Annotated in this window: 9 protein-coding genes; 5 read left to right on the top strand and 4 right to left on the bottom strand. The window is 54.4% G+C overall.

What is annotated here, in order from left to right; translation table 11 throughout:
- Nucleotides 1-231: 231 nt before the first annotated feature.
- Nucleotides 232-1,293 (bottom strand): TRAP transporter substrate-binding protein, encoded by a 1,062-nt coding sequence (locus ACWF8S_RS15970; protein ID WP_447554412.1) that lies wholly within the window; start codon nucleotides 1,291-1,293, stop codon nucleotides 232-234.
- A gap of 64 nt (nucleotides 1,294-1,357) precedes the next feature.
- Nucleotides 1,358-3,709, bottom strand: coding sequence for a cytochrome P450 (locus tag ACWF8S_RS15975; protein WP_447554414.1), 2,352 nt, complete (start codon nucleotides 3,707-3,709; stop codon nucleotides 1,358-1,360).
- A gap of 197 nt (nucleotides 3,710-3,906) precedes the next feature.
- Here ACWF8S_RS15975 and ACWF8S_RS15980 point away from each other — a divergent pair, with 197 nt between their 5' ends.
- The 3 genes from ACWF8S_RS15980 to ACWF8S_RS15990 all read left to right on the top strand — a co-directional run bounded on the left by ACWF8S_RS15980 (nucleotide 3,907) and on the right by ACWF8S_RS15990 (nucleotide 6,142).
- Complete coding sequence (locus tag ACWF8S_RS15980) at nucleotides 3,907-4,584, top strand: IclR family transcriptional regulator (protein ID WP_447554415.1); 678 nt, start codon at nucleotides 3,907-3,909, stop codon at nucleotides 4,582-4,584.
- Nucleotides 4,585-5,206: 622 nt separating this feature from the next.
- On the top strand, nucleotides 5,207-5,569 hold the full coding sequence (locus tag ACWF8S_RS15985) for an ATP-binding cassette domain-containing protein (RefSeq protein ID WP_447556617.1): 363 nt from the start codon (nucleotides 5,207-5,209) through the stop codon (nucleotides 5,567-5,569).
- A 6-nt stretch (nucleotides 5,570-5,575) separates the two neighbouring features.
- Nucleotides 5,576-6,142, top strand: a complete 567-nt coding sequence (locus ACWF8S_RS15990; protein ID WP_447554417.1) for a DUF1989 domain-containing protein — start codon at nucleotides 5,576-5,578, stop codon at nucleotides 6,140-6,142.
- Between the two features lie 594 nt (nucleotides 6,143-6,736).
- Here the strand turns inward: ACWF8S_RS15990 and ACWF8S_RS15995 are convergent.
- Nucleotides 6,737-7,654, bottom strand: coding sequence for a LysR substrate-binding domain-containing protein (locus ACWF8S_RS15995; protein ID WP_447554419.1), 918 nt, complete (start codon nucleotides 7,652-7,654; stop codon nucleotides 6,737-6,739).
- Between the two features lie 99 nt (nucleotides 7,655-7,753).
- Here ACWF8S_RS15995 and ACWF8S_RS16000 point away from each other — a divergent pair, with 99 nt between their 5' ends.
- Nucleotides 7,754-8,746: a YeiH family protein gene (locus ACWF8S_RS16000; RefSeq protein ID WP_447554421.1), complete on the top strand. Its 993-nt coding sequence runs from the start codon at nucleotides 7,754-7,756 to the stop codon at nucleotides 8,744-8,746.
- Between the two features lie 907 nt (nucleotides 8,747-9,653).
- Entirely contained in the window at nucleotides 9,654-10,436 is a 783-nt protein-coding gene (locus ACWF8S_RS16005) for an IclR family transcriptional regulator (RefSeq protein ID WP_447554423.1), read from the top strand.
- A gap of 100 nt (nucleotides 10,437-10,536) precedes the next feature.
- Here the strand turns inward: ACWF8S_RS16005 and ACWF8S_RS16010 are convergent, their stop codons facing one another.
- Nucleotides 10,537-12,687: a TRAP transporter permease gene (locus ACWF8S_RS16010; protein WP_447554425.1), complete on the bottom strand. Its 2,151-nt coding sequence runs from the start codon at nucleotides 12,685-12,687 to the stop codon at nucleotides 10,537-10,539.
- Between the last annotated feature and the right edge of the window lie 13 nt (nucleotides 12,688-12,700).

A 12,700-nucleotide genomic window follows, 5' to 3' on the forward strand; every position in this document is an offset into this window, starting at 1 on the left:
TGGACGTAGGGGGTAGGCGTGTAGGCGTGTAGGCGTGTAGGCGTGTAGGCGTGTAGGCCACGGAATTTCTCACATCCGCTGACTTCTTCTTAATATTGGTCCGCACGGCTCAGCCTGCCTTGACAGAAATCAATATAGTTTCACTTGAAACAAATATCGCACGAAGCGAACGACAGCGAGCACGGCAGTGCCGTGCTCGCGTCAGACTTGTTGCGTAGAGCTATGTTGCGTTTAGGTGCTCTGATCAACCACGTCGTCGGCATTCAATCTCTCTTCATCTCCCACCGCCTCGAGCTGTTCGAGAAAGAAGGCGCGGGCCGCCTCGCCATCGACATCACGCTTGCTGGCTTCGGACTCCCACTGTCCCGGCAGGTCCGCTGCCATCTGCTGGAAACGTTCCACTTCTTCGGCAGGTAGCTCAATAAAAGTGTTGCCCTGCTCCTTGGCAAACTCAATGCCGCGCTCGTCCACCACATCCATCATGTAGCCGAACAGGCGGGAAAGCCTCTCACCCGAGACCTCTTCTATAGCCGCACGATCCTCCTCGGAAAGCGAAGCCCAAGTGTCCGGATTAATCACCAGTGAAAAGCTGCCACGGTAGAAGCCGCCTGGCATCTGCACGGTGTATGGCAGCACCTCGGCCAGACGGAAGCTCTTTAGTCCTTCCAGCGTTAGCATGGCGCCATCGATGACCCCCTGAGTGGCGGCCTCGTAGGTGCTGGCCGGAGGAAGCGCTACGCCAGTGAGTTCGAGTGCATTGGATATGTTGGCCATGATCCCACCACCGATGCGTACACGCTTACCATTAAGATCGTTGAGGCTATCAATCGATTCGTCGAGAAAGAGCGCGCCAGGACCGTGCACACCGACACCAATCACCTCGACGCCACGATGCTCTCCAGCCTCAGCCAGGTACTCGTTATGGGCGCGCCAGTAGGCTACCGACGCATCTTCGGAGGAGAAGTCCTCGAAGGTGGGCAGCTCGGGCAGTTTGGTCAGCTCGAATCGACCCGGCATTAATCCGTGGAACAGCCAGGTAGCATCGGCCACCCCGTCAGCCACGAGTTCCATTTGGGCATCGGGCGGTCCGAGGTCGTGGATCACGTTGACAGTGACGCGGCCCTCGGTAGCTTCCTCCACCCACCTACCCCAGGTCGGCCAGACGATGGTGTTGACGCCGTGATTAGGCCCTGCCCAGGTACTAACCTGCAGCTCGGTTGCGGCAGTGGCGCTCTGCAAAGCCCCCAGGGTCATCAGGACGGAGAATGTCGTCAGTGTTGCCAGTTTTTTCATTGTTAGTTTCCTTTCGTTCACTTCAGGTTGGCGTACGCCTCGGGGCGTATTAATCAAGTCGATATTAGAGAGAGAGGACTAGGCGCTTGCCCTTGGCACGCGAGCAGCAGCTCATCATACGATCATTGGCCTCGCGCTCGGCACGACTGAGCACCAGGTCACGATGATCGATGTGACCCTCGGCCACAACTACTTCGCAAGTACCACACAGACCTTCACAGCAATCGCTAGGCACATCTACGCCGGCTGCCGTCAGTGCCTCGAGCAGGGTCTGGTCATTTCCGACCTGTACCGTCAGATCCGAGTCTGCAAGTACCGCTTCGAAGGCATGTTCATTCTTGGGATCGAGGATGCTGGAGCGGGCAGCGAAATGCTCAACATGCAATGTCCCCTCAGGCCAGCCCATCGCCAACATCTCAAGCGCTTCTAGCATGCGCTCCGGGCCGCAAGAATAGACCTGCTCACCCTCGGATAGATCGCTCAATGCATTCGGTAAATCGAGACGACTGCCTTCATTTCCAACATGGACAGTCAATGCTGCATCATGGTCACGCTCGACCCGTTCAAGAAAGGCCATGGTCCGCCGCTCGGCACCGCAATAATGGAGCGTATAAGGCTTGCCGAGAGCTTTGAGCCGATCAGCCATAGCAAGGATCGGCGTAATACCAATACCACCGGCAATCAGTGTATAGCGCGTTGCAGTCTCGTCCAGATGAAAATGGTTCTTTGGGCCAGCAATATGCAGCATGTCACCCGGTTTAATCGTGTCGTGGAAATGTACCGAGCCTCCGCGCCCCTCGGAGTCGCGCAGGATAGCGAAGGACAGGCGGCTATGATCACCACGTGTTCCGCACAGCGAGTAGTAACGGCGCCACTCGCCCGATACTAGCTCAATATGCGAGCCGGGGGACCAGTCAGGCAGTTCACGCCCATGAGGATCAGCCACATCTATAAGGATTACCGCATCGGTCTCGCTCTTCACCTCAGTGACAACAACTCTGCGCAGGATGTCATCCTTGATAGGCGCACCAATATGGAAATGCGTGGGACTCTTTAGCTCCGATTGGGAGAGTCGTTCAGGATTCTTTGCTGGCTCCCACTCAACCCACAGTGAAGTGGGTCCACGAAACGAGGTATTCGGCAAATACTCAAATGTCTGGCCCTCGACCAAGTGTATATGCGGTAGGCGGCGAGCAAATTCATCAAGGATGACACGCATCTCCATCCGGGCAATGTTCTTACCCATGCATTGATGAGCACCGTAGCCGAAAGTGAAATGCTCCGCTGCGTTATTGCGGTAGATATCGAATTCATCAGGGTTCTCAAAGTGGCTCGGATCCCGGTTAGCCGATGCCTGCACGATCAACAACTTGCCGCCCTTCGGTATCTTAATCCCCCCCACTACAGTGTCGCCAGTGGCAATACGACGCCAAGCCACAACCGAACCAGCGGCGCGCAGACACTCTTCGATCGCGCTTGGAATCAATGCAGGATTCTCGCAGATGTCGTTCCATGACTCACGGTTCGATAGCAAGGTACGAAAGGCATTGGTAGTAGCGAAAGCAGTAGTTTCATGCGCAGCTACCAGGATTGCCATCATCATCGAGCGCAAATAGCTCTCTGGCACGATGTCGGGATGCACTTTGTGCATGCGGATTGAGTCATACATCCAACCCTCGCCGGTGGGATCGCTCCACATGCGATCGAGAATATCCTGTGCCGTCTTCCAAAACTGGCCGACATCTTCAGCAATCTGCAGCTGCTGTTCCGGGGAGGGGCGCCCCCAGGTGTTAAGCGTGTGAGCGACCGAGAACTTGCGAAGCTCCTTGGCGTCTTCATTAGATACCCCAAGAAAGCGCAATGCGACGGTCATGGGAATTTCCCGAAACATCTCGGCTACCAGATCAGCACGCCCCTTGTTAATGAAGCGATCCATATAGTCGCGTGCCAATTCACGTACCCACACCTCGTGCTTCTCGAGATTCTCAGGCAGAAAAGCATCCATTAGCAAGCGGCGACGTTCCATGTGGTCCGGCTCATCCTCGTTGACCATAGTGCGGCGCATTGCGAAACCATAGCTCTCGAGGATTTTTGTTGCTTCGGGCGGTGCCGGTGTGAGCTTCTCCAACGCAATGGAGGGCGAAAAGGTGAGATTGTCACGAAAAACTGCCTTAACGTCTTCGTAGCGGCTCACGACCCAGTAACCAAGCTTGGGACTGTAGAACACCGGCTCCTGTTCGCGAGACCAGCGTAACGCCTCAGCGGGATCGAGCTGATAAGACGTACCGAAGGGGTCGAAGGCGGCCGCTTCGCTCGAGACCGGGCAGCCAGTAGGTGACTCCATCGCTACCTGATCCGGCTGATGAAAGGGGCACCCTCCTGCCATGGTCTCGTGTGGTTGAGAAGATTTCGTCATGATGGCTCCAAGGAACGGCCTGCTTGCCAGGGCTTTTATTTTTGTTACTTTTATCGCACAATTTAAAACTTTTAACGCACATAGCCAAAGTAGACGAAGTCACCTACGTCGTCAATACATGCCTGAAGCCATAGTGCACGGTGCCCGTTCGCCGTTCGCCAACCGTCAAAGTTCTTCGCCAACAAGGTGCATCTCTAATGTCTTCAACCCTGCAAACCCTGAATCGTGGCCTGCTCGCCTTGGAAATCGTCTCCGAGCATAGTCAAGGCATCACTATTGCCGGTCTCGCCGAGCAGCTGGGAGTGCATCGAGCTATCGCCTACCGCATCGTCGCCACTCTCGAGGCACACGCCCTGCTCATCCGTAGTGCTGAGGGTCCCGTGCGACTGGGCGCAGGCATTTCTCTGCTCGCTTCGCGTTTCGAGCCGCAGTTGCACGCCGTGGCGCAGCCGTTGTTGAAAACACTGGCCAAGGCCACCCGTGCCACCGCTTTTGTCTCCATCGCACAAGGAGAAGAGTGTGTGGTGACGCTGGTCGCCGAGCCCGACGAGGGAATGCTGCGGGTGGGTTATCGAGTCGGCAGCCGCCATCCACTGACACAAGGAGCAGCTGGCATCGCTATCCTAGGCGGGCGGGCCCCGCGGGATGATGACAGTCGTGAGGTACGCCAGGCCCGCGAAGAAGGCTACATCCTTACTAGGGGACAACTACAGCGTGGGGCTGTGGGGGTTGCCAGCCCCATCCCCGCCACCCGCCTACACATTGGTATGGAGGCATGCGTCGGGGTAGTTGCGATGGACGATCTGGATACCGAGCGAGCGATTCATGAGGTGAAAGCCTCCGCCAGACAGCTGGCCGATCTGATTGGGCAATAGGAAAAAGCGACCGTCAGCCCGGAGCCGCTCGACGAAGATGGAATCCCGTTCCGCCACTCAGCCTTTGAAGTGAGCGTGCCCAGTTACTGTGGTCATAAACGCATCTGATCTATGTTTTATGAAGCTGCTGCTATGATCCCTTACACATACTGGCTGATTATGCTTCGACGTTTTACACAACTGCCTCGCCGGCAACAGTATTTACTGATACTGAAAGAGTCACGCCCGAACGCTCTATGCCAACAAGCAGGCAGAGGACTGCAAATCCAAGCTCATCACTTCTGGGTAATTAATCATCGACTAGCCCCGCCACATTTTGTGTCGCTATCAGTGAGAAGTGGCAAAAGCTAAGAGCGGTAGTTATCGGTTTAGAAACGCTGACGGATTTTAATAGTTCTGCAATTTTGCAAAACACGACTGCAGTTTTGCAGTACGTGATCAACGGGAGCAAACCTGGTCACATCGGAAGTCTGCAATTTTGCGGGAAATGCCATTTCATGAACTGTCCTGCAAAACTGCAGAGCAAGTCTGTTATATTGCAAATCCAAAAAAATAAATTATCGATTTTAAATCCATTTTTCGAAAATCTTGGGTTTATCAAATTTCTAGGCGCGGGAATCGTATTGATGTCTGGCCTTCGAGCCTCTCCGGGGGCCAGCAACAGAGCGTCGCTATTGCCAGGGCGCTGGCCATGCGTCCCGAGCTCATGCTGCTTGATGAACCGACCAGTGTCCTTGATCCCGAACTTGTAGGCGAAGTGCTAGAGGTCACCCAGTCGCTGGCGGCCCAAGACACCACGATGATCATCGTTACTCACGAGATCCAGTTCGCAGCGGACGTAGCCGATACCGTTCTCTTCTTGGACGAGGGCTTAGTGGTCGAACGCGGCGACGCACGCCAAGTCATTCACGCTCCCAGGCACCCCCGCAGTGCACGATTCTTCAAACGTTTCACGGACACCCAAACCGTTTCCCGACAGGACTGATTTCACATGAATTCACGCAAGACTATTCCCGCAGGTCACGGACGCGCACTCCGACTAGAAGCGGGCCAGGCGGTGAAGTTGATCAACACCCATGGCACACAAGTTGTCGACTGCTGGGCGTGGAAAGACTACAACCTCAACGAGCACATGTGCATGGAAGCCAGTCGAGTCTGGAATCAGCGTCTAAACCCGCTGCCGGGAGATACCTTTGTGACGACGGCGCGGCATCCAATTCTGACGCTGGTCGAGGACACTTCCCCGGGCGTTCACGATACCTTCATGGCTGCCTGCGACCGGCGCCGCTACGAACTGTTGGGCGTGTCGACCTATCATCGCAACTGCTGCGACAACCTGTTCGAGGGCATGTTCGACCTGGGCGTGACGCCGCCGAAGCCTATCCTGGCGTCGTTCAACATTTTCATGAATATCCAGGTACAGCCCGACGGTCGCGAGCTGAAGACGCTGCCGACAGTTTGCCAGCCCGGTGACTATGTGGTTCTCAGGGCAGAACTGCTTCGTGGCTTTCTCGGTCTGCCCTCAGGATATCGTGAGTATTCAGGGACAGGGCGATAACACGCCGAAGTCGGCAGACTTCGAAATCGTCGCTGGCACTCCCTACAGTAACACGCCGGTTCGCGAGACCTGGGTTCCCACTCACTGAGAAAGGTTGGCCCGGCAACTGAGCCACCCGGTCACACCCCGATTCTGTCCCGGTAAAGCCGGGGCGGTTCAGTCGACTATCGTGAAGGATATGCGAATCGACTTCAGGGTAGTGTTATATATGTATTTTAAGATTCTAAAATATTAGGCTGGCATAGGTGCCAACCTCAGGCTGCTGACGGCCCCCACCCTTTGCGGGCTTTTAGTCGTCCTTACTCAACATCTTTAATGCTGCCGGTAAATTGGTTAAAACGTGCAAAATGATGTTTGGGAGATTGCATTTCTTGCACGCAACTCTAACCGGGCCGAATCCATCCTTTTTACATCCCGTACGTTATCATCGAAGGAACCTACCTGATCCGCACTGAATGAGAATTCTGTAGCGATGGGTTACTCGCCCCTGGTCAGCGTAATGAGTTTAGTATTGTGCTGACTATTGCTACTTGGCCTGAAAAACCGCGCTACCATCATGTGATGCATATCACGCATGTATTACGCGCCGTGAATTTATTGCTTGCCAGGCTTCGGCGAATGCCCATGGCTCTCGATTAAGAAGACCTTAAATGCCTGCCACAACGGGCTCCGATAACGCTCGGGATGCCACACCAATGAAAAGATCCTAGATAGTTCTAGCCCACTCTGCATTGAAACCAATTCCCCACGTTCGAGCTCCCCCACCACGCTACGATACGACAGGCAGCCCAAACCGAGGCCGGCTATCACTGCTTGCTTAATGGCCTCATGCTGACTGAGCTCCATACGCACCTGCAGTCGCTCTACATGATGCAATACGGCGGCCTCAAATATTTCACGTGTTCCTGACCCCAGTTCGCGAAGTATCCAGGGAGCAGCACCGAGATCAATGTCATCGAGCCGCTTCTTCTGGGCCAAGGGATGCTGTGGGGAGCAGACAATCAGAAGCTGGTCCTCACACCAAGTTTCGCTCTCCAGGCGCGATTCGTGACACTGCCCTTCGATCAACCCTAAATCTGCATCGAAACGCAGCAGGTCCGTAATTACCTCTCCCGTGTTGCGCAACCGTAGGCGAAGGTCCACCTTCGGATTTTCATTGCTGAAGTATCCTGCCAGAGGGGGTAAGAGATAGGTACCGGTGGTAGCGCTGGCCGAGACATTAAGAGTGCCCTGTAATTGACTCTCCGGTTCCTCGGCCACAGCCACGAAGTCGGCCATGCCTTCCAGCAGCCGTTCGGCGCGGGGTAATAGATAGTTCCCCATGCCATTGAGCCGCAAACGTCGGCCAAACCGCTCGAAGAGATCGACGCCCAGCTGACGCTCCAGATCGGAGAGTGATTGACTAATAGTCGATTGGGACAGCTTAAGGTGGCGTGCAGCAGCAATCACCGTTCCGTCACGAGCCACGGCTACAAAGACTTGCAGCTGGCGAAAAGTCACATGGGGCGTCATATATCGTCTCTACCGAACAGTCATATTGTTATATATTGATAACCATAAAGCATTTTCCTTCCTATGCTAGCCATGGACGCACTAATAAGGAAAAACGTCATGTGGCATGGTCTGATTCTCTGTAGCACCCTAACTCTGGTAGGCTTTGGCCTAGCTCATCTACCCGGACTAGCTTCCAGTGGTATTAGCCCATTGGTTTTCGCCTTACTTCTAGGCCTGATTGCGGGTAATCTTCCTCTGGCGTGCCGGCTTTCAAGTACTCAACCAGGATTAAAGTTCGCCACACGCTGGCTGTTGCGTAGTGGCATCGTATTGTTCGGACTCTCATTAACCCTGCAACAAGTCTTCGCCCTTGGCATCGAGGTATTACTACTAGACCTAGTGGTGATCTGCAGCGTGCTGATCATCGGCTATCTGATTGGCACTCGCATTCTTGGAATGGATCGCGAAACAACACTATTAACAAGTGCAGGTAGTGCCATCTGCGGTGCAGCAGCTGTACTCGCAACCGAAACTGTCATCCGCTCGCGTCCTGCCGCTTCATCCATGGCAGTAGCCACCGTAGTGCTCTTCGGCACTCTAGGAATGCTTACCTATCCTCTTTTATATCCGCTTTTAGGCATGGAAGAAGCCCTCTTTGGCATCTATATAGGCGCGACTGTTCACGAAGTGGCTCAGGTCGTAGCCGCCGCTGATGCCGTGGGCGCCGAGGCATTGGCCAGTGCAGTCATCGTCAAAATGGTCCGCGTGATACTCTTATTGCCCTTCCTACTGATCGTCGGGCAATGGTGGCTTCACCAGCAAACCAGCGAATCGGGAACAGGAACTGGCAAACTGGTGATCCCTTGGTTTGCCTTCGGGTTCATAGCCGTGATTGGGTTCAACAGTGTTGTCGATCTGCCCAATGGTCTCCATCAGACCCTAGTGCTGGCTGGTCAGGTTGCGCTGACCATGGCCATGGCCGCACTGGGATTTGAAACCCGTTTCGAGAAGCTCAAGGCATTGGGTATCCGCCCTTTTATACTGGGGTTAATACTGTTTGTCTTACTTTTAGTGGGTGGGGGGTTAGCTAGCCAACTCCTGATGGGCTAAATAGCTTCTTAATAATTTTGTATAGATTGACCATATTCCAATATATGCCCTGTCGTCGCGATATGCAGCCACCTAATGTTTGTTATGAATAGGCGATTCGCTGGAAGTCCGAACGCGCCAAATGGCAATATTTCGCTTCGCCAACTATATTGCCCACAGTTGGTAGTTGTTTGGTGGTAAATAAAATCAAGGCGACCGCTTGGGGTTCAAGACTCGCTATGAGGCGACTAAGCTGCAATGGCTCTAGGACGACCACCACAACTGCCAGCACGACGACGTTGAAGGATGCGTCAAAAATACAGTAGTAATTGTTATTCCACCGTCGCCGCTACCATCAGTAGTGTTCACCTCGATAGCGTATATGCCGTCTTAAAACGGTATAAAGTTTCCTCGCGTAACTCCCTTGCTCACGAGCGCCATAGCTCGATGCCCAACGCACCCAATAGCAACGAAGTAGTCAAATCCTGCGGTCGATAAATTTACAACAACCATGCTGGCATGAACCCATCGATTGAAGTGATTGGCTGATTTCAAGGACACTGTATAGTTACCTGCCATAAGACCAGATGCAAAAGCGGTAGCAACTTCTAAAGCATGTTCAAAATCCCTACGTTTGTTTCCTACTTACTAATGGCCTACCCAACCTTTCCTAGTACTATATCGGTTAAGTAAAAGCCTAATTGTCACGTCTGGGATAATTAACCTAGATTGCTGTTATAGGAGTTAAAACCGAGATAGCAGATACGGAAGCCAAGGCTTGCATTCCAAGCCACCCGTTCCAATTTTTGGAACGGGTGGCTTGGAATGCTATACTTACTCTGTTGTCTCGCTGTGCCGTCTTTGCGTCGAGCTGCAACGCCCTCTTCCACGCTAGTTATTCTACATAAAAATTGCTAACGGACTTCCTATGGACAAGACATTGGTCAAAGGCATTCACGTCTTGGAGACGATCGCTAACAGCGATTCTCCCATGTCCGTGAGTGAAGTAGCCGAAACGTGTGGCATCGCGAGGAGTAACGCGCATCGCGTACTCAGTACCCTCTTGTCGTTAGGCTATCTCTCACAGGATGAATCTACTCGGCGTTATCGCATGACTCTCCGGGTCTGGGCACTAGGTTCAAAGCTTGTGGATCGCCTGGACTTCAATCGTGAGGCTGTGCCTTTCTTAGAAAAGCTCAACCAAGAAACAGGCGAGACGACTCACCTCTCTGTACTTAATGGATATAATGTAATTTATATCAACAAGCTTGAGGCTAGACATGCCGTCCGCACATATACGCGCATCGGCGGTATTGCACCAGCTTTCTGCGTTGCGACCGGCCGTGCCATGCTGGCCTACCAGAACGACGACGCCATTGAAGATACTATTAAAGATGCTATCGCACAGGCGGTGCCCTTCACGGAAAACACACTCACCAATCCTGAGGCACTCCGCGAAGAACTTAGATTAACGCGGCTGCGGGGCTACGCCGTCAACCGAGGTGAGTGGTACGGTGGATCTTACGGCATTGCCGTCCCCATCTTTTCTGCCACCAATCACGTCATTGCCGCTATCGGTATTTCGGCTCCCGCCGAACGCCTGCCGGAAGATTGTATCGAACAGCTTGCTATTTTTATCAAGGATCTTGGTCAAAAACTTTCCCGAAACCTAGGGGCTAGCGATGCCTCAATGGCAGAATCTTCTTCTTAGTCATCCTTCTCAGTGGCCTTCGCTTTGTCTTCTAGAGATGGATTCCCCGATAGGAGCGCAACAGAGGATTGCCGTGCCGCCCTTACCATATCGTAATAACTTACAGACCAACTGACCTAGCTGGCACAGCAGGCTGCGAAGGGCACTTCCTAGCGCTCCAAACCAGAATGCACAAAAAGATCGCCAGCCCAAGAAAGTCCAGTATCAGAAACCCATGTGGCCAGAGCATCAGTGCGCCGATTGGGAACATCAACAGCCGCAATCCCCATGCCAGCTTGTGCTCGAGGTAGCCCTCGAGACCGCCGATGATCGCATAGATGCCGAATAGGGCGAATGCAAATACCGTGACCATCTCTAGCGGCGTGCCGGTGATCATCGGCGACCAGACGAACAATAACGGTACGATATAGAGTCCCTTCGCGATCTTCCAGGCGGTCAGGCCGGTGCGCATCGGCGGCGTCCCAGCAATCGCCGCCGCGGCGAAGGCAGTCAGGCACACTGGCGGGGTGACGTTGGAATCCTGCGATAGCCAGAAGATCACCATATGCGCGGCAACCAGTGACATGGTCAGGAAATGAGGCGACAGTGCTTGCTCGTAGAGCTGGCTTGAGAAGGTATCGGGTACCTTCTCGAGCAACACCTTGGCGTCCGCCGCGCTCATTGGCGCCGACAACGCTTGCAACTGGTCCGGTGCGGCGATCATGAAAATCGATTTAGCTTGCTCTGGTAGGTTGCCAGCGACGATCAGATCAATCAACTGGTCATGGGCCATAAGGTTGTAAAGTGCCGGCGCTGACAACGTGGCCAGCACGATGTAGGACGCAGTGACCGGTAGTCCCATCCCCAGAATCAGCGAGGCGATGGCGATTAGCACGATGGTTACCAGCAGGCTGCCACCAGCCCAGTCAGTGATCATCAGCGAGAATATGTTGCCGATGCCGGTGGTTGAGACCACGTTGACGATCAGCCCCACGGCGATCAGCAATATCGCGGTGGTGATCATGTTGCGAGTCCCTTGGACCAAAGCTTCGACAATCAGCTTCGTCGTCATCGGCTGCTTGGACAGCCAGGAGGCGACAACTACGGAGACGATTGCGATGCCCGCTGAGTAGGTCGGTGTGAAACCGTAGACCAACGCCATCACCAGCACGACCAGCGGCAGTAAGTAGTGCCAACCGTCCTTAAGCACCTCGCCGAGCCGCGGCGCATCGGGGTCGTCGAGTTGCTGGGCGTTGCTGCGCTTGGCCTCAATACGAACGAACATCGCTACCGACAGGAAATACAACAGTGCCGGAAGCGCCGCTACGCCGATGATGGTTAGGTATGACACCTGAGTATAGGAGGCCATGATGAACGCCCCAGCGCCCATCACCGGCGGCATCAGTTGGCCGCCGGTCGATGCTGAAGCCTCGACGCCAGCGGCGAAACGTGCAGGGAAGCCAGCCTTGCGCATTAGTGGAATGGTGATCACGCCGGTGGAGACAGTGTTGGCCACCGCAGAGCCCGATACCGAGCCCATTAACCCCGAAGCGAACACCGCCACAAATCCTGGTCCACCGATGAAGCGACCAGCCGCGCAGCGTGCCAATTCGATGATGAATGCTCCGGCGCCCGACTTGACCAGAAAGGAGCCGAAGAGAATGAACATGAACACGTACGACCAAGAGATGAGGGCAATTGAACCCAGCATGCCCTCGCCACTAAAATAACTGCGGAACAGCAACGTCTCCCACGTCAGACCGGGAAAGTGGAATGTCCCGCCGATGTATTGCCCCCACCAGGCCACGTAGGTCAGCGCTACCAAGCACAGCATGGGAATGAACCAGCCGGTGGTGCGCCTCGCGAACTCAAGGATCAGCCCTACGGCGAGGATCGATACAATCCAGTCGCTGGCAATGAAGGTCACGCCGCGATTATAGAGCGCGTCCTCGAAGGCCAGCAGGTAGAGCGCACAGCTCGCCGCCGTCAGGGCTAGGATGACGTCAATAACCAACGCCAGGCGTCGGGAGCCCTTGCCCTGAGCTCTGACAATGGGGACCGACAATGCGCACAACACCCCGAAAAAGCCGAAATGGAGAGCGCTCGTCCACAGTGTGGAGAGGGTCGAAAACGTATTGAAATACAGATGCACCACAGCTGTGATGATGGCAAAGCCGAACAAAAAACGCCCCAGCCATGGGTGCTGCAGGCGATCCTCAGCCGCGCTGGCGTCCTCGTCGTCGCGAATCTGCTCGCTGATGGAATAGCTCACTGGTTACTCCTCA

The sequence above is a fragment of the Vreelandella xerophytica genome, from assembly GCF_968048975.1.